The organism is Nocardioides sp., assembly GCA_037045645.1.
Lineage (GTDB): Bacteria > Actinomycetota > Actinomycetes > Propionibacteriales > Nocardioidaceae > Nocardioides.
In genome coordinates, this window is sequence record JBAOIH010000001.1 from 805,332 (window position 1) to 822,302 (window position 16,971).

Sequence of the window (16,971 nt, forward strand, 5' to 3'; positions counted from 1 at the left end):
CAGGCCGACCTGTTCAGGCCTCTACCGGAGCCAACTCCACGTCGACGCTGACCTCTGAGCCGGCATCGGGCGCGAACTCCAGCGTGCCGATCACGCGTGCCGCGCGAGCCAGGTCGGCAGCGGCCTGCTCCGCCGCACCCACCAACATCTCCGGCCCTCGTACGGTGGCTCGCGCCACCTCCGCGCGCATCGAGACCTTGGCGGCCGACTTCGCGCCGCGAACTCCTGTCAGGGCAGCGGCAACACCGGTCAGGATCGTGGGGTCGCCATCTGCTGTCCACTCGGCGCCGTCCGGCCAGGGGGCGCGGTGAATGGAGCCTTCCTGCCACCACGACCACACCTCTTCGGTGACGTAGGGCAGGAACGGCGCGAGTAGTCGCAACACGGTGTGCAGCGCGGTGGCGAGAGCTGCCTTCGCGGACTCGGTGGCGACACCGCCGTTCTCGGCGTACGCCCGCTCCTTGACCAACTCGAGGTAGTCGTCGCAGAACTCCCAGAAGAACTTCTCCGCGCTCTCCAAAGCGGTGGTGTAGTCGTACTTCTCGAACGCTGCGGTCGCCACCCGGGCCGTCTCGGCCAGGCGCGCGAGCAGGGCACGATCGACTGCTTCGGTCGCCAGCGCCGGGTCCGGGTTGGTCGCCTGCACCGACCCCAGCACGAACTTGGACGCATTGAGCACCTTCATCGCGAGTCGACGACCGACCTTGATCTGCTGCTCGTCGAAAGGCGAGTCCAACCCGGGCCGCGTCATCGCGGCGCGCCACCGGACCGCATCCGCACCATGGGTCGCCAACAGGTTCTCCGGGTCGATCTTGGAGTTGGCGGCCGACTTCGAGAGCTTGCCCTGCTTGCCCTTGCCGGTGCCCGCGGTCACGAAGCCCGAGATCATCACGTGGCGCCACGGCACGCCGTGGTTCTCGTAGTGCGCGCGCACCACGCGGGAGAACAGCCAGGTGCGGATGATGTCGTGCGCGTGGGTGCACAGGTCGTACGGGAACGTCTGCGACCACAAGGTGTCGTCGATCAGCCAGCCACCGGCGATGTGCGGGGTCAGCGACGAGGTGGCCCAGGTGTCCATGATGTCGGGATCGCCGAGGAAGCCACCGGGCTTGCCGCGCTGGTCCTCGTCATAACCGTGTGGCGCCTGGGTGGAGGGGTCGATCGGCAACTCGTTCTCGCGAGGCACCAGTGGGTGCGCGTAGTCGGGTTCGCCCTCGTCATCCAGCGGATACCAGACCGGGAAGGGCACGCCGAAGAAACGTTGCCGAGAGATCAGCCAGTCACCGTTGAGGCCCTTGACCCAGTTGTCGTAGCGATGCCGCATGTGCTCAGGCACCCAGTCGAGCTCTGCCCCGCGAGCCAGCATCTCGGCTCGGATCTCGCCGTCACGCCCACCGTTGCGGATGTACCACTGCCGGGTCGAGACGATCTCCAGCGGCTTGTCGCCCTTCTCATAGAAGTTCGTCATCCGCTGGGTGGGTTTCGGCTCACCGTCCAGATCGCCGCTCTCGCGCAGCATCGCGACCATCGCCTCGCGTGCGGAGAAGGTCGTCTTGCCCGCGAGTTCGGCGTACGCGCGCGAGGCCCGCTCACTGCTGAGCCACTCGGGGGTGTCGGCCAGGACGCGACCGTCGCGGCCGATCACCGTGCGTACCGGCAGGTTGAGTTCGCGCCACCACTGCACGTCGGTGAGGTCGCCGAAGGTGCAGCACATCACCAGGCCGGAGCCCTTGTCCGGTTCGGCGGCCTCGTGGGCGAGCACCGGAAGTTCGACGCCGAAGACCGGTGAGGTCACGGTGGCGCCCGAGGCGATCAGGTCGGCGTACCGCTCGTCATCGGGGTGCGCGATCAGCGCCACGCAGGCAGCGATCAACTCCGGGCGAGTGGTTTCGATGAAGAGTTTGGTGTCGAGACGCCCGTCGGTCTCCTCCACCACCGATTGGCGGTGGAAGGCGACCCGGTGATAGGCGCCGGGGTATTCGCGGGCCTCCAACTCGGCCTGCGCCACCGCAGTCCGGAAGGTCACGTCCCACAGAGTCGGGGCTTCTTGGAGGTACGCCTCGCCGCGGGCGAAGTTGCGAAGGAACGCGGTCTGGCTGACTCGCTGAGCGTGCTCGCCGATCGTGGTGTAGCTCTCGTCCCAGTCCACCGACAGCCCCAGGGTGCGCCACAACTCCTCGAACTTCTTCTCGTCCTCAACGATGAGTTCCTCGCAGAGTTCGACGAAGTTGGGTCGACTCACGGGGATCTGGCGCTTGGGGTCGGGCTTGTCCGGCGGGGTGAAGTCGGGGTCGTACGGCAGCGACGGATCGCAACGAACGCCGTAGAAGTTCTGCACCCGTCGCTCGGTCGGCAGGCCGTTGTCGTCCCAGCCCATCGGGTAGAAGACGGTCTTGCCGCGCATCCGCTGGAAACGCGCGATCAGGTCGGCGTGGGTGTACGAGAAGACGTGCCCGACGTGCAGCGCGCCGCTCGCCGTCGGCGGGGGGGTGTCGATCGAGTAGACCGACTCGCGCGGCTGGGTGCGGTCGAAGACGTACGTCCCCTGGTCCTTCCACGTCTGCGACCAGGTGGCCTCCAGGCCCTCCAGCGCCGGCTTGTCAGGTACGACGACGTCGCGCGTTGCGGTCGTCGGTTCCTGGGCGTACGGCGGGGTCTGCGTCATGGTCGCAGAGTCTAGGAGCCGGGCTCCCGACGGCGAAAACCAGTTGCCCCTGGTGGGCTCAGTTCGGCTGGCCGACCTCGGCGTCGGTGCTGGCGACGACCTCGCCGGCCACGACGTCGTCCTCCTCGGCTGCCTGGTTCAGGACCTCTTCGATGTCGGTGATGAACGCCTCGATCTCCTCGACGCCGTGCACCGGGCCACCGGCGAGCATGCCGTCGGCTCCGAGCAGGACGGCCGCAGGGCTTGCGGGGAGCTTGAGGGCCCGCCAGACGAGACTTGCGTGGTCATAGAGCATGTCGTCATCGTCTTGGAGCAAGGGGAGCGAGTGGCGGGTGACCTCGATGCTGTTGGTGGTCAACAGTGCGACCTTGAGTGAGGGCAGCCGTTCGCGCCAATCCGCCAAACTCTCGGCCATCCGATGACTGGAGCCGCAAAAACAGTTGATACTCACCAAGAGCACGGCCTGCGAGCTGGCCAGTTCATACAGCGTCGCCATCGTGCCGTCGGTCCGTTGCAGGGCAGCCTCGGGAATCCGCTCTCGGATGTAGTCCAGTTCGTCGTCGACCGGCGACGGCTCGGCCGCAGCCTGCGGGGGGTGAGCGGCAGCCGATGCCCGCTTCGGGCGCGGCGGCGCAGTGATCAGGTAGGTCAACGCGCTGACGGTCAAGGCGCCCACGACCCACCACCAGCCCGTCGAGCCCAGGTCGCCTAGCAGCGCAGGCAGAGAGTCGCCCTGCCAGGTCGCGACCGTCCAGACGACGGCCACCGCCACGAGCAGTGTGTTGCGTACGAGCGTGCGTTCGGTGACCTGGTTCTGGCCGATCCGTCCGAAGCAACCGCACGTCGGGCGCGGGTCGAAGGTGAGCCCGCGAGCGATGAGTCCCCAATAGATCAGCATCAAGCCGGTGGCCGCGAGCGCGCCCAGGCGTGCGGGCCAGCCGGCGGGCAAGAACAGCGCCGCGGCGATCAGCAACTCACCCGGGGGCACGGAGCGGGCGACGGCTGCTGCTTGCAGGGCCTCGGGCACGCGCAGAAGACGGAGCGCGGAACGTGTCGAGTCGCTCGCGTTCCACTTCGCCATCGCGCTGAAGACCAGCACGGCGATCAGGATCAGTGGTGCCAGAATGACGGCGTGAGGCATGCGCAGAAGTGTAGGTCTAGGGGCGCGGGACCTTAGACTCGCCGCGATGCCTGACCAGATCACACCTGACAGCCCCGAAGCTCGGCCGGCGGCGACCTTCGCCGAGGCTGAGGAGGCGCTGCTCTCCCGCTGGCCCGAGACCAAGTTGGAGCCGTCGCTGGACCGGATCCGCGCGTTCGTCGACCTGCTCGGTCAGCCCCAGACCAGTTATCCCGTCGTGCACCTCACCGGCACCAACGGCAAGACCTCGACGTCGCGGATGATCGACGCGTTGTTGCGCGCCCACGAGTTGCGGACCGGTCGCTTCACCTCGCCACACCTGGAGCGGATGAGCGAGCGGATCTGCCTGGATGGCGAACCGCTCAGCGACGAGGCATTCGTACGCGCTTTCAACGATGTGGCGCCGTACACCCATCTCGTCGACGCGTCCGAGCCCTTCCCGCTGTCGTTCTTCGAGACGGTAGTGGGGATGGCGTACGCCGCCTTCGCCGATGCGCCTGTTGATGTCGCGGTCGTGGAAGTCGGCATGGGCGGGGCCTGGGATGCGACGAATGTCGCGGACGCCGCCGTCGCCGTGATCATGCCGATCTCGGTCGACCATGAGAAGTATCTGGGCGACTCACCGGTCACGATCGCCGTGGAGAAAGCCGGGATCATCAAGGCCGGGACGCTGGCTGTCGTCGCCGAGCAGACGCCCGAAGTGCTCGCGGTCCTGGCTGATCGGGCTCGCGAGGTCGGGGCGGATCTGCTCGTCGAGGGTGTGGACTTCGAGGTCGAGTCTCGCGTGGCTGCTGTGGGGGGCCAGGTCGTCACCTTGCGCGGGTCGGTGGGACGCTACGAAGACCTGTTCTTGCCGTTGTACGGCGCGCATCAAGCCCAGAACGCCGCCTGCGCACTCGTGGCGGTCGAAGCGCTGATCGGTCGCGGCGGCGCACTGGACGACGCGGTGGTGCGGGCCGCGTTCGCGGAGTTCACCTCGCCAGGTCGCCTGGAGGTCGTACGCCGCTCGCCGACGATCCTGCTCGACGCCGCCCACAACCCGCACGGCGCGCAGGCGACGGCGGCCGCGCTCGAGGACTCGTTCTCGTTCGATCCCCTGATCGGCGTGATGGGCGTGATGGCGGACAAGGACTACGAAGGCGTGCTGGCCGCGTTCGAGTCCACGCTGGCGCACCTGGTGTGCACCCAGAACTCCACGCCTCGCTCGATGCCGGCCGAGGAGTTGGCGCAGGCCGCACGAGAGGTCTTCGGCGACGACAGGGTGAGCGTTGCGCCGTCATTGGCCGACGCGATCGAGCAGGCGGCGACCCTGGCCGAGGCAGGTGACGCGGTCGGCTCCTCACTGTCGGCAGGCGCCGTGCTGGTCACCGGCTCGGTCGTCACCGTCGGCGAGGCCAGGGCGCTGCTGAAGGGGGGCCGCTCATGAGGTCACCGCGGCGCGGCATGTGTGCGGCGATCCTGGCGCTCGAGGCGGTCGTGCTCGGCCTTACCTCGCCGGTAATGATCATGGTCAGCGACGTCCCCCGCGGTGTCGGGCTCGGCATCGGACTCGGGCTCGCGCTCACCTGCGTACTGCTCGCGGGCATGTTGCGCCACGAGGCGGCGTACGTGGCGGGCTGGTTGATCCAGGTCGCCGCCGTCGCCCTGGGCTTCGTCGTGCCGGTGATGTTCGTGATCGGGTTGATCTTCATGTCCCTGTGGGGCTCGGCCGACTTCCTGGGACGCAAGATCGAGAGGGAGCGGGCGGCAGCGTACGCAGCGGCCGAGACCGACGACGAGGACCGACCGCTGGGCTGACCTCTGGGCTGACCGCTGGGCTGACCGCTGGGCTGGCCACTAGGCTGGGCGCCATGGAGCGCTCGCTTGTTCTTGTGAAGCCCGATGGGGTCCGTCGCGGCCTGGTGGGGGAGGTCGTACGCCGCATCGAAGCCAAGGGCTACTCGCTCGTCGCACTCGACCTGCGGGTGCCGACCCGGGACCTGCTGGCCGAGCACTACGCCGAGCACGAGGGCAAGCCGTTCTACGAGTCGCTGGTCGAGTTCATGATGTCCGGTCCGGTCGCTGCGATCGTGATCGAGGGCCAGCAGTGCGTGGCCGGTTTCCGTTCGCTCGCCGGTGCGACCGACCCGACCGCCGCAGCGCCGGGCACGATCCGCGGCGACCTCGGGCGTGACTGGGGTGAGAAGGTCACGGCCAATGTCGTGCACGGTTCGGATGCGGCCGAATCCGCCGCCCGCGAGATCGCCATCTGGTTCCCCGGCCTGGTGTGAACCCGAGCGGGTATCCACCGCGAGGTCTTTGCCGGGTCGCGGGCCATTGCCGCGCGCCCTGATGCGGGCGTACGCTCTCCCGTGTGGTGCGTATCACGAAACGCGGTAGCGCAATGCGCAACAAGCACAAGGTCACTATGCGTCGGCTCCTGGAGCATTCGCGCTTCGAAGTGCTCCCCACGCCCACCGTGGAGGCCAAGATCCTGGCCAGCGTAGGCACCGACGTGCCGATCACGGTCACGGCATCGGAGGGCAAGGGACTGGAGGCCACGCTCGCGCTCGCCGAGAGCCTGGCCCGGCAGGGCTATCGAGCAGTGCCGCACCTGGCCGCTCGACTGGTGTCGGGACGCAGCGAACTCGAGGAGATCGTCGCCCGGCTGCAAGCCGTGGGGATCGACTCGGTGTTCGTGCCCGGAGGCGATGCGACCCCGAAGGGTGACTATCCGGATGCACTCGCGCTGCTGGAGGACCTGACGGTCCTGGGCAGTCCGTTCCGCCATGTCGGCGTGGCGGGCTATCCCGAATCGCACCCCACGATCCACGACGACCTGACCGTGCAGTCCATGTGGGACAAGCGCAAGCACGCGACTCACGTCGTGTCCAACCTGACTTTCGATCCACAACTCATCGCCAGCTGGATCCACCGGATGCGGCTGCGCGGCATCACGATGCCGTTGCTGATCGGGATCCCAGGCCCGGTGGAGCGCACCAAACTGCTCGGCATGGCCACCAAGATCGGAGTCGGTGAGTCCACGCGGTTCCTGAACAAGCAGAAGGGCGTGATGGCGCGACTGATGGCGCCCGGGGGCTTCACCGGTGAGTCGTTTCTCGAAGCCTGCGCACCGGCCGCGACCGACCCCGAGGCCCGCGTCGAAGGACTGCACGTCTACACCTTCAACCAGGTCGCCGAGACGGCTGCCTGGCGTACGGAACTCCTGTCCCGACTGGCGCAATAGCGCGGCGGACTTAAGGCCGGCGGATCAAGGCTGGTGGATGAGGTCGGCCAGCGCGCGCTCGAGACCGGCGTGCCCGGTCTCGACGACCGTCAACGGCAGGCCGATCCGCTCGGCCGCGCGCCGGGCCAACTCGCGTAACTCCTCATCAGGTTCCTGCGCGAGCCAGACGACGCGCGTGTAGGCCTTGAAATAGTCGTCGCGAAGCTCCGGATAACGGTCGAGGCCGAGTTCGCGTACGACCGTGCGCTCGAAGGAGCGCACCAGGAAGTCCGTGAAGACGTAGGTGCCGGGCTGCTGCGCGAAGAACTCCTCGATCCGCTGCGCGCCGCCATAGATGTCATAGCAGTGCAACCCCGGCAGTCGTTCGACACCCAGCTCCGCGCAGACCTCGTCGAGGGCGCCGTACGTCCCGCAGTCGGCGTACCCGATCACCACCTGCCCGTGGGTGGGCAACAGCCGCTGTGCCAGGTCGCGTACCTGCCCGGCGATGAGATGCGGTTGGTTGTGCAGCAACGGGGGCAGCGGATGTACGTCGAGTGGCCAGCCCCGCCGTTCGGCGATCTGCGCGGCGGGTTGGGCGAGTGCGCCGCACGCGATCAGGGCGATGCGCTCAGAGGACTGCCGGTCTGGAGACGACCCGTCAGAAGGCGAGTTGGTCGACGAAGCGGTCGTTGAAGTCGGGCCGGTCGGAGAGCTCGACATAGGTCACCTCCTCGGTCAGTGCCGTGGCACCGGCACGCTCTTGGAGCGACAACAGCGCCATCTTGGCGCCCTCGCCGGCGACGTTGCCCGCCGAGTTGATCCGCAGCACGGAAAGTTTGGGCACCAGCCCGATCCGGATCGCGGAGGCGGGGGAGAGGTAGGACCCGAACGATCCCGCCAGCAGCACCTGCTGGACGTCGGAGGCCTCCAGGCCGAGTTCATCGAGCAGCAGCGCCCACCCGGTCGAGATCGCGGCCTTGGCGAACTGGAGCTCGCGGACGTCGCGCTGGGACAACACGACGTATTCGCCGTCGAGGTCACCATGGAGCAAGAACACGCGCTCCTCGCCCAGTTTGCCCAGTCTCGGGGCCAGTCCGGGCGCGTGGCTGGCTGCGTCCTCCTCGGTGATGAAGCGTCCCGAGGCGTCGAGAAGTCCCACGCGCACCAACTCGGCCACCGCGTCGACCAGTCCGGAACCGCACAGGCCCCGCGGCTCGACGTCGCCGATAACCCCGAGGTCGACGTCGCCGTCCGGTGACAACTTGACCGTCTCGATCGCCCCGTCGGCCGCACGCATGCCGCAGCGGATGGCGCCACCCTCGAAGGCCGGGCCTGCCGGTGCGGCGGTCGAGACGATCCGATCGCCGTCGGAGAGCACGATCTCGCAGTTGGTGCCGACGTCGACGAACAAACGGGTGCGCTTGTCGCGGTCCATCCCGCTGGCCAGCATGCCCGCGACGATGTCGCCGCCGACGTACGCGCCCAGTGAGGGGAACAGATAGGCGGGTGCGCGCGGGTGCACCGCGAGCCCCAGGTCGCTGGCCGACACTTCGGGGAAGTCTGCGCTGGACATGATGAACGGCGCGACACCCAACGGCTCGGGATCGATCCCCAACGCCAATGCGGTCATCGTCGCGTTGCCCGCCAGCGCGACCTCATAGACGTGATGAGGATCGACGCCGCCTTCGGCGATGACCTCCTCAGTCAGCTGGGCCAAGGTGTTGCAGGCAGCCGTACGCAACCGGCCGAGCGCGTCGGGATCCATCATGGTGGCCGAGATCCGGGTGATCACGTCGCCCCCGAACGGCTGTTGCTGGTTGAGGGACGACGACACGGCGACCGGCGTGCCGGTCTCCAGGTCCAGCAGGGTGGCCACGCACGTGGTGGTGCCCAGGTCGAACGCGACGCCGTAGCGCAGCTTGGACGTGTCTCCGGGCTCGATGTCGATCAGCCGTTCGTTGACCACCACCGCCGTGACCCGAAAGTCGTGTGCTCGCAGCAGGCCGGGCAGCTTGCGCAACACGGTCAGGTCGCAGTGCAAGTCCAGATCGGAGACCGCGGCGCGCAGTCGCGCGAGGTCGGTCGTCTGGTCGGCGAGCGTGGGCTCGTCGAGCTCGACGTACCGCTTCTGTACGGCTGGTCGCAAGATCACCTGGCGGCCCACGCCGACGGTCGCGGCCTTCGGGCGAGTGGTCAGCGGCGGCACCTGGACGACGACGTCGTGGACCGGCTTGACCAGACAGGCCAGCCGCCAACCCTCGTCGAGTTCGGTCTCGGAGAAGGTACGACGATCGTGTGAGGTCACCGGGGCTGCGAAGTCGATCTGCACCTTGCACTTGCGACAGGTGCCATGTCCGCCGCACGTCGAGTCGATCGCCACGCCGTTCCACGAAGCCGCGTCGAACAGGCTCACGCCGGGCGGCACGCGTACTTGCTTCGATGTGCCGTCCGCGACGTCCAGGGTCAATTGGATCCGGCCGGTGCCGTCATGGCTGGGCTCGGGCGCACCGAGCCGCGGAAGAAGTCCCTCGCGGTGCAGATCCCCTTGGTCCACGTCAGTTCGTCGCCGCCTCGGCTGCCGCCTTCTTGGCGCGGGCGCGCGCGATCCACGCGCCGCCCCACTCGTCACGGCCCAGCATCAGGTCGGCAGCCTTGACCGAGTCGACGATCGACGGGGTGCGTACGTCCATGATCCCGCTGGTCATCCCGCACATCATCGCCATCGGCAGGAACGAGCCGTTGATCGCGTGACGCTCGGGCATCCCGAAGGACACGTTGGAGGCGCCACAGGTCATGTTGAGGCCGTACTGATCGCGGATCTGGCGCATCGTCTCGAAGCCGGCCTGACCGTTGGTGGTGTCGGCACCGATCGGCATGGCCAGCGGGTCGATGATGATGTCGGCGAGCGGAATGCCGTACTCCTTGGTCGCGACCTCGACGATCTTCTTCACCATGACCAGCCGCTTCTCGGGCTCCATGGGGATCTCGTCGACGTCGTTGGGCAGCGCGATGACCGCGGCGTCGTACTTCTTGACCAGCGGCAACACCTGCTCCATCCGCTCGTCCTCGGCGGTGATCGAATTGACCAGAGCACGCCCCTGGTAGACCGCGAGCCCCGCTTCGAGCGCCTCGACAACCGAGGAATCGATGCACACTGGCAAGTCCGTCAGTCCCTGGATCATGGTGATGGCCTTGGCGAGCAACTCCGCCTCGTCGGTCAGCGGCACACCCATGTTGCAGTCGAGCACGTGCGCGCCGCCCTCGACCTGGGCGCGTACGTCACGCTCGATCGCCGACATGTCGCCGGCGCGCAGTTGCTCCTGGAAGATCCGGCGCCCGGTCGGATTGATCCGCTCGCCGATCATGCAGAACGGCTGGTCGATGCCGATCGCGACCTGCTTGGTCGCGGACCGGATGATCGTGGTCTGCGGCTCGGCGCTCATCAGGCAGGCACCATCGAGCGCTTCTTGCGCAGCAGGTCCTTGGCGCGTTTGACCGTCGCGGATGCGTCGGCTGCATAACCGTCGGCGCCGACCGCGTCTGCGTACTCCTGGGTCACGGGCGCGCCGCCGACCATCACGATCACGTCATCGCGCATGCCCGCCTTCTCCAAGGCGTTGATGTTGGCCTTGAACATCGGCATCGTCGTGGTGAGGAACGCCGAGAAGCCGACGATGTCGGGGGAGTGCTCCTCGATCGCGGAGATGAACTTCTCCGGCGCGACCTGGACACCGAGGTCGATGACCTCGAAGCCGGCGCCCTCCAACATGATGTTGACCAGGTTCTTGCCGATGTCGTGCACGTCGCCCTTGACGGTGCCCATCAAGAACTTGCCGATGGTCTCGACGCCGGTGTCGGCCAGCAGTGGGCGGAGCACCTCCATCGCGCCGGCCATGGCGCGACCGGCGATCAGCATCTCGGGGACGAAGAAGTCGCCGCGCTCGAAGCGAGCGCCGACCTCCTCGAGTGAGGGGATCAGGGCGTCGAAAAGGAGCGTCTGCGGCTCCATGTCCATGCCCAGCGCCTCATGGGTGAGTTCCAGAACACGGGGCCCGTTCCCGGTCAGCGTCTCGTCGTAGAGGCCCTGCAGAATTTCCTCGGGGGTCATGCGACGCCCTCCTTCGTGAAGAGAGTGCCCAGGGCTCGGGTGAGTTGGGCGGATTGATCCATCATCAAGCGCGCGAGCGCACGGTGGCGCCCGGCGAGTCGAGCGGTGGGACCCGAGATCCCGAGCACGGCGACGACGTCGCCACGGATGTTGTGGACGGGAACCGCCACGGAGGTGAGGCCGACCTCGAGTTCATCGCTGGTGAAGGCATAGCCATCGCGTTCGACGCCTGCGAGCACCTCGCGCAGTCGGCGTACGTCGGTGATGGTGTGATCGGTCAGCGCGGGCAGCGCGTCGGGCAGTGGGAGTTCGCCGGCTGCCATCAGCACCTTGGCGATCGCCGAGGCGTGGTTGGGGACCTCGACGTGGGTCCAGTCGCGAGTGCCGAGCAGGAACGTGGAGTCGACCTGTGCGATGTGGTCGACGACGCTGCCCAACGCGATGGCCAGGTTGACTGTCTCCCCGGTGACATCGACCAGGTTCTGCATCATCGGCTGAGCCAGGCGTACGAGATCCGGCGACTCGCGGCGGGCCGCGAATCTGGAGAAGAGCGGTCCGGCCACGTATTCACCCTCGTCGGTGCGCTCCACCAGTTCGGTGCGCTCCAAGGCGGTGAGCAGGCGCGAGGTCGTCGACTTCGGCAGCCCGCACTCCTCGGCCAGGCTGGAGAAACCGACGGGTTCCTCGGCGTCCACCACGGTGGACAGCAGCAGGGCCGCCCGGTCCACCGCCTGGGTGCCGGTGGCCCCCTCGCTGATGGATCTCTCGCTCATGAGGGCCTTCCCATCGGTTCCATGATGTGGAACGCTGATTCCATATCATGAGGCCACTGGGGCCGGATTGTCGAGAGGGAGAGCCAGGATGTTCGTCAACAAGATGCCGAGGTACGAGATCCTCAGCCAGGACGCGATCGCCACCCTCGACACCGGCTGGCGGCGGCTGATGACCGAGATCGGCGTCGAATTCATGGACGACCGCGCGCTCGACCTCTTCCGTCAGGCTGGCCAGAAGGTGCAGGACAACACGGTCTTCCTCGACCCCGACTTCGTACTCGAGCAGGTCGCCAAGGCGCCCGGCGAGTTCGACGTGCAGGCGCGCAACCCGGAGAACTCGATCCACATCGGTGGCGACCACATGGCGTTCGGTGCGGTGTACGGCCCGCCGTTCGTACGCGAGGGCGAGGTGCGCCGCGACGCGACGATGGACGACTTCCGCAACTTCACCAAGCTCGCCCAGTCGTCCGGTGTCCTCGACTCCGCGGGTGGCGTCATCTGCGAGCCCAACGACACGCCACTGGACTCGCGGCACCTCGACATGATCTACGCGCTGCAGACCCTGACCGACAAGATCTATATGGGCAACGTGGTCAGCGGGGTCAACGCCGCCGACACGATCGCGATGTCGTCGATCCTGTTCGGTGCGGGCGAGGGCATCGAGGCCGGGCGGGCCCGGATCGAGGAGACTCCGGCGACGATCTCGCTGATCAACTGCAACTCGCCGCTGCGCTGGGACGACCGGATGCTGGAGGCGCAGTTCGAATACTCCGCGGCCAACCAGGCAGTCGTACTGACGCCCTTCATCCTGATGGGCGCGATGTCCCCGGTGACGATCCCGGCGGCGCTGGTCCAACAGATCACCGAGGCGCTGTCGGGCATCGCGCTCTCGCAGTTGATCCGACCGGGCTCCCCGGTGGTCTTCGGGTCTTTCCTGTCCAACATCGACATGCAGTCGGGCTCTCCCACCTTCGGTACGCCGGAGTCGGGCATCGGTCTGTTGTGCACCGGCCAGATCGCCCGGCACTTCGGGTTGCCGTTCCGTACCGGCGGCGGCCTCACGTCGTCACAGGTCCCGGACGCCCAAGCCGGCTACGAGGCGCTGATGACCTTGATGCCGACCTTCCTGGCCGGCACCAACTGGGCGATGCACTCGGCCGGTTGGCTCGAGGGCGGGCTCGTGGCCGGATACGAGAAGTTCATCGTCGACGAGCAGATCGTCGAGATGTTGCAGCATGAGTTCACGCCGCTGGAGATCGACGAGGCGTCGATGGCGTTCGGCGCGCACGAGGAGGTCGGCCACGGCGGCCACTTCCTGGGGTCGATGCACACGATGGAGTTGTTCCGCACGTGCTTCTATCGCCCGTTCCTGAACTCGTCGGAGAACTACGAGCGTTGGATGCGCGGGGGCAGTGTCGACACCGCGGGCCGAGCGGCCAAGCTGTGGAAGCAGCGCGTCGAGGAGTACGAGCAGCCGCCGCTGGACGAGGCGATCCGTGAGGAGTTGGAGGCGTACGTCGTGAGACGGCGTCACGAGTTGGGCGACTGAAGCCCGAGAGCGAGCGCAGCGAGCGGGTCGGGCTGAAGCGCCAATTCTGGACAGCGACTGGCCCCATAGGCTGGGCCGTGTGACCCACTTCGTCCTCACCCTGACCTGCCCCGACCGACCCGGGATCGTGCACTCGGTCTCGGGATTCCTCGCCGAGCGCGGCGCCAACATCACCGAATCGCAGCAGTATGGCGACGCCGACACCGAGGCGTTCTTCATGCGGGTCGCTTTTGATCTCGGCGGCGGCGTGGTCGATGAGTTGCGCGAGGCCTTCATGACGGTGGCGGCGCGGTTCGAGATGTCGTACGAGCTGTGGGACGCCAAGGCGCCCTTCCGGACCTTGCTGATGGTCAGCCAGCATCTGCACTGCCTCAACGACCTGCTATTTCGTTGGTCGACCGGTGCGCTGCCGATCGAGATCCCGGTGGTGGTGTCCAACCACCGCGACGCCGAGCGCCTCGTCCGTGGGTATGGGCTGGAGTTCGTGCACGTGCCCGTCACGCGCGACACCAAAGCCGAGGCCGAAGCGACTCTGCGTGGACTGATCGAGGAGCACGACGTCGACCTGGTCGTGCTGGCGCGCTACATGCAGATCCTGTCGGACGACCTGTGCCGCGATCTGTCCGGTCGCGCGATCAACATCCACCACTCGTTCCTGCCCAGCTTCAAGGGCGCCAAGCCCTACCATCAGGCGTACGACCGCGGGGTCAAGTTGGTCGGCGCGACCGCGCACTATGTGACCGGTGACCTGGACGAGGGCCCGATCATCGAGCAGGACGTGATGCGGGTTGACCACGGCGACACCCAGGCCGAGCTCGTGGCGGCGGGGCGCGACGTCGAAGCCCAGGTGCTCTCGCGGGCGGTGAAGTGGCACGCGGAGAGCCGGGTGCTGCTCAACGGGCACCGTACGGTCGTCTTCCGCTGACATCGACCTGTCGCGTCTGCTCCGGTGAAGTGGCTCGACCTGTCGCTAATGCTCGAGTTCTCCACAGATGCCGAAGCAGACGCGACAGGTCGGCGGGGTTGGGCGAAGCAGACGCGACAGGTCGGCGGGGTCGGGCGAAGCAGACGCGACAGGTCGACGGATGATGCGCATGGCGGATACGGTTGCGCCATGAGCAACACGGACGCCCGCGAAAGCACTGCGCAGCCGGGCGACCAGGCGGGCGGTTCGGGAGCGGTCCAGTCGGTCGATCGCGCGTTGACGATCCTGGAGACCCTGGCCCGACGCGGCGAACTCGGCGTCACCGAGATCGCCGCTGAACTGGGCGTACACAAGTCCACGGCCTTCCGGCTGGTGGCCACCATCGAACAGCACGGCCTCGTGGAGCAGACCGAGGATCGCGGCAAGTACCGGCTGGGAGTCGGATTGCTGCGCCTTGCGGGCGCCACGACCTCGCGGCTCGACCTGGTGCAGGAGGCCCGCCCTCTCGTACGCCAACTCGCCGCCGACACCAACGAGACAGTCAACATCGCGGTGCTCGCGGACAAGGCTGCGTTGTACGTCGACCAGGTGGCGGGCTCCAGCGCGCTGCAATCGCACAACTGGGTCGGTCAGCACATCCCGTTGCACGCGACCAGCAACGGCAAGGTGCTGCTCGCCTGGCTCAGCCTGGCCGAGCAGAAGGCGCAACTGGGCACGATGCCCGCGTACACCCCGCAGACGGTCACCAAGCGCCAGAAGTTGCTCGCCCAACTCGCGCAGGTGGCCGAGCACGGCTATGCGATCGCGACCGACGAACTCGAGGTTGGACTCACGGCCGTGGCGGCACCGCTGCGCAACGCGCACGGCGACGTGGTCGCTTCGCTCAGCGTCAGCGGACCGACGTTCCGGCTCGGGGAGGCGCGTATCGACGAGGTGTTGGCGCAGGTGATCGCCACCGCCACCGAGATCTCGCACCGCCTCGGATGGAGTCACCGCTGAGGGCCGGTCTAGGCAGATCAGATGAATATCAGGTGACAGTTTGCCGTCCGGGTGGTGTTGCCTCCACTCTGGTGCTGTGGATCCCGCACTCATCGTGCTCATCTGTGTCATCGGTACGGCACTCTTCTTCGACTTCACCAACGGCTTTCACGACACCGGCAATGCCGTGGCCGCCTCCATTGCCACCGGGGCGCTGAAGCCCAAGCAGGCGGTGGCGCTGGCAGCCACGATGAACCTGATCGGCGCCTTCCTCTCCGTCGCAGTCGCCCTGACCGTCACCAACTCGGTCGTCAAACTGCAAAACGACGATGGTTCGCCACGTTCTGACCTGCTCGCCAATCATGGTGAGGCGTTGCTGCTGATCGTGCTGGCGGGTCTGACCGGCGCGATCTTGTGGAACATGTTCACCTGGCTGCTCGGCCTGCCGTCGAGTTCGTCGTACGCCCTGCTCGGCGGCATCATCGGCGCGACCATGGCCGCACTCGGCACCGACGGTGTCAAGTGGGTCGGTGACGGCACCAAGATCGACGGCGTCGTCGGCAAGATCTTGATCCCCGCGGTGCTCTCGCCCCTGATCGCGGGAGCGATCGCGGCGTTCGGCGCCTGGGTGGTGCTCAAACTGGCGAGCGGCCTGAACAAGAAGCGTGGCGACGCCGGCTTCCGTTGGGGTCAGATCGGTGCTGCCTCGCTGGTGAGCCTGGGGCACGGCACCAACGACGCGCAGAAGACCATGGGCGTCATCACCCTCGGCCTGATTGCGTACGGCTCTCACACCGACACCACTTCAGTGCCGTTCTGGGTCAAGGTCGCGTGTGCCGTGGCGATCGCGAGTGGCACCTACCTCGGCGGCTGGCGGATCATCCGCACCCTGAGCAAGGGCTTGGTCGAGATCACCCGCCCGCAGGGCATGGCCGCCGACGGCGCCTCGACTGCGGTCATCTTGACCGCCTCGCACCTCGGCGTGCCGCTGAGCACCACACAGGTCGCGAGCGGCTCGATCCTGGGCTCGGGCGTGGGTCGCCCCGGGGCACACGTGCGCTGGAGTGTGGCCGGACGGATGGTGATCGCGTGGGCGACCACGCTGCCGGCCGCCGGTTTGATCGGCGCGTTCATGTGGTGGCTGGGCCACACGATTGGCGGACTTCCGGGCGCGCTGGTGGTGATGGCGCTGCTGATCTCGGGTGCGTTGTGGATGTTCTGGCAATCGCGCCACGACAAGGTCGACCACCACAACGTCAGCGAGATGTGGGAAGGCACCAAGAAGATTCGCAAGCAGAAGGTGGACAACTCGTGATGTGGGAGACCATCAAGGTGTCGCTCGAAGGCACCTGGATCTTGTTCAAGGACGGGCTGCTGCTGGGCGCCGGCTTGCCGATCATCTTCGCCTTGGGCGTACGCCTGTGGGCCGGGCGTGAGAATGTCGCCGCAGACGGCACCGTCACCGAGCACCCGTCGAACACGGGCACGAAGATCTTGGCCTGGTTGTGTTTTGCGGTCGTGTTGTTGGCCGTGATCGCCGGCATTGAGATCATCGTCGCCGCCGGCATGGGCAAGGAAGTGAGCTTCGAGCACATCTTCCCGACGATTGTGGAGAAGAGCTGAG

At 67.2% G+C, this 16,971-nt stretch carries 16 protein-coding genes; 9 read left to right on the plus strand and 7 right to left on the minus strand.

What is annotated here, in order from left to right; translation table 11 throughout:
* Positions 1-13 precede the first annotated feature (13 nt).
* Positions 14-2,665 carry a valine--tRNA ligase gene (gene valS / locus V9G04_03910; protein ID MEI2712446.1) on the minus strand — a complete coding sequence of 884 codons (2,652 nt, stop codon included), beginning with the start codon at positions 2,663-2,665 and terminating at the stop codon, positions 14-16.
* A gap of 58 nt (positions 2,666-2,723) precedes the next feature.
* Positions 2,724-3,806 (minus strand): MauE/DoxX family redox-associated membrane protein, encoded by a 1,083-nt coding sequence (locus V9G04_03915; protein MEI2712447.1) that lies wholly within the window; start codon positions 3,804-3,806, stop codon positions 2,724-2,726.
* Positions 3,807-3,852: 46 nt separating this feature from the next.
* On the opposite strand from V9G04_03915, the gene V9G04_03920 reads away from it, so the two are divergent.
* The 4 genes from V9G04_03920 (at position 3,853) to V9G04_03935 (ending at position 7,032) form a co-directional block, all read left to right on the plus strand.
* A complete protein-coding gene (locus V9G04_03920) occupies positions 3,853-5,232 on the plus strand; it encodes a folylpolyglutamate synthase/dihydrofolate synthase family protein (protein ID MEI2712448.1) in 1,380 nt (459 codons plus the stop codon).
* A complete protein-coding gene (locus V9G04_03925; protein MEI2712449.1) occupies positions 5,229-5,603 on the plus strand; it encodes a DUF4233 domain-containing protein in 375 nt (124 codons plus the stop codon). Before V9G04_03920 ends, V9G04_03925 begins: the two co-directional genes overlap by 4 nt.
* 53 nt (positions 5,604-5,656) lie before the next feature.
* Positions 5,657-6,076 (plus strand): nucleoside-diphosphate kinase, encoded by a 420-nt coding sequence (gene ndk, locus V9G04_03930; protein MEI2712450.1) that lies wholly within the window; start codon positions 5,657-5,659, stop codon positions 6,074-6,076.
* A gap of 113 nt (positions 6,077-6,189) precedes the next feature.
* A complete protein-coding gene (locus V9G04_03935) occupies positions 6,190-7,032 on the plus strand; it encodes a methylenetetrahydrofolate reductase (GenBank protein MEI2712451.1) in 843 nt (280 codons plus the stop codon).
* A 24-nt stretch (positions 7,033-7,056) separates the two neighbouring features.
* Here V9G04_03935 and V9G04_03940 read toward each other — a convergent pair whose 3' ends face one another.
* Genes V9G04_03940 through V9G04_03960 form a run of 5 tightly spaced genes read right to left on the minus strand, consistent with a single transcriptional unit; the run spans position 7,057 to position 11,895 of the window.
* Positions 7,057-7,734, minus strand: coding sequence for a DUF1638 domain-containing protein (locus V9G04_03940; protein MEI2712452.1), 678 nt, complete (start codon positions 7,732-7,734; stop codon positions 7,057-7,059).
* Complete coding sequence (locus V9G04_03945; protein MEI2712453.1) at positions 7,673-9,568, minus strand: ASKHA domain-containing protein; 1,896 nt, start codon at positions 9,566-9,568, stop codon at positions 7,673-7,675. Before V9G04_03945 ends, V9G04_03940 begins: the two co-directional genes overlap by 62 nt.
* Position 9,569: 1 nt before the next feature.
* Complete coding sequence (locus tag V9G04_03950; protein ID MEI2712454.1) at positions 9,570-10,457, minus strand: dihydropteroate synthase; 888 nt, start codon at positions 10,455-10,457, stop codon at positions 9,570-9,572.
* Positions 10,457-11,122, minus strand: a complete 666-nt coding sequence (locus V9G04_03955; GenBank protein ID MEI2712455.1) for a corrinoid protein — start codon at positions 11,120-11,122, stop codon at positions 10,457-10,459. Before V9G04_03955 ends, V9G04_03950 begins: the two co-directional genes overlap by 1 nt.
* A complete protein-coding gene (locus tag V9G04_03960) occupies positions 11,119-11,895 on the minus strand; it encodes an IclR family transcriptional regulator (GenBank protein ID MEI2712456.1) in 777 nt (258 codons plus the stop codon). Before V9G04_03960 ends, V9G04_03955 begins: the two co-directional genes overlap by 4 nt.
* 88 nt (positions 11,896-11,983) lie before the next feature.
* On the opposite strand from V9G04_03960, the gene V9G04_03965 reads away from it, so the two are divergent.
* From V9G04_03965 to V9G04_03985, 5 genes are all read left to right on the plus strand, one after another.
* Entirely contained in the window at positions 11,984-13,444 is a 1,461-nt protein-coding gene (locus tag V9G04_03965; protein MEI2712457.1) for a trimethylamine methyltransferase family protein, read from the plus strand.
* Positions 13,445-13,523: 79 nt separating this feature from the next.
* Positions 13,524-14,369, plus strand: a complete 846-nt coding sequence (purU, locus tag V9G04_03970) for a formyltetrahydrofolate deformylase (GenBank protein MEI2712458.1) — start codon at positions 13,524-13,526, stop codon at positions 14,367-14,369.
* Positions 14,370-14,558: 189 nt separating this feature from the next.
* On the plus strand, positions 14,559-15,368 hold the full coding sequence (locus V9G04_03975) for an IclR family transcriptional regulator (GenBank protein ID MEI2712459.1): 810 nt from the start codon (positions 14,559-14,561) through the stop codon (positions 15,366-15,368).
* 76 nt (positions 15,369-15,444) lie between these two features.
* Positions 15,445-16,662 (plus strand): inorganic phosphate transporter, encoded by a 1,218-nt coding sequence (locus tag V9G04_03980; protein ID MEI2712460.1) that lies wholly within the window; start codon positions 15,445-15,447, stop codon positions 16,660-16,662.
* Complete coding sequence (locus V9G04_03985; GenBank protein MEI2712461.1) at positions 16,662-16,970, plus strand: hypothetical protein; 309 nt, start codon at positions 16,662-16,664, stop codon at positions 16,968-16,970. The genes V9G04_03980 and V9G04_03985 overlap by 1 nt, the downstream gene beginning before the upstream one ends.
* Position 16,971: the final 1 nt, after the last annotated feature.

Excerpts from the sequence above, each read along its gene's own strand:
- V9G04_03935 (MEI2712451.1), top strand. The coding sequence starts at position 6,190 with ATGCGCAACAAGCACAAGGTCACTATGCGTCGGCTCCTGGAGCATTCG.
- V9G04_03950 (MEI2712454.1), bottom strand. The coding sequence starts at position 10,457 with ATGAGCGCCGAGCCGCAGACCACGATCATCCGGTCCGCGACCAAGCAG.
- valS (MEI2712446.1), bottom strand. The coding sequence starts at position 2,665 with ATGACGCAGACCCCGCCGTACGCCCAGGAACCGACGACCGCAACGCGC.
- V9G04_03965 (MEI2712457.1), top strand. The coding sequence starts at position 11,984 with ATGTTCGTCAACAAGATGCCGAGGTACGAGATCCTCAGCCAGGACGCG.
- V9G04_03960 (MEI2712456.1), bottom strand. The coding sequence starts at position 11,895 with ATGAGCGAGAGATCCATCAGCGAGGGGGCCACCGGCACCCAGGCGGTG.
- V9G04_03920 (MEI2712448.1), top strand. The coding sequence starts at position 3,853 with ATGCCTGACCAGATCACACCTGACAGCCCCGAAGCTCGGCCGGCGGCG.
- V9G04_03915 (MEI2712447.1), bottom strand. The coding sequence starts at position 3,806 with ATGCCTCACGCCGTCATTCTGGCACCACTGATCCTGATCGCCGTGCTG.
- V9G04_03940 (MEI2712452.1), bottom strand. The coding sequence starts at position 7,734 with ATGTCGAGCTCTCCGACCGGCCCGACTTCAACGACCGCTTCGTCGACC.
- ndk (MEI2712450.1), top strand. The coding sequence starts at position 5,657 with ATGGAGCGCTCGCTTGTTCTTGTGAAGCCCGATGGGGTCCGTCGCGGC.
- V9G04_03955 (MEI2712455.1), bottom strand. The coding sequence starts at position 11,122 with ATGACCCCCGAGGAAATTCTGCAGGGCCTCTACGACGAGACGCTGACC.
- V9G04_03975 (MEI2712459.1), top strand. The coding sequence starts at position 14,559 with ATGAGCAACACGGACGCCCGCGAAAGCACTGCGCAGCCGGGCGACCAG.
- V9G04_03985 (MEI2712461.1), top strand. The coding sequence starts at position 16,662 with ATGTGGGAGACCATCAAGGTGTCGCTCGAAGGCACCTGGATCTTGTTC.
- V9G04_03925 (MEI2712449.1), top strand. The coding sequence starts at position 5,229 with ATGAGGTCACCGCGGCGCGGCATGTGTGCGGCGATCCTGGCGCTCGAG.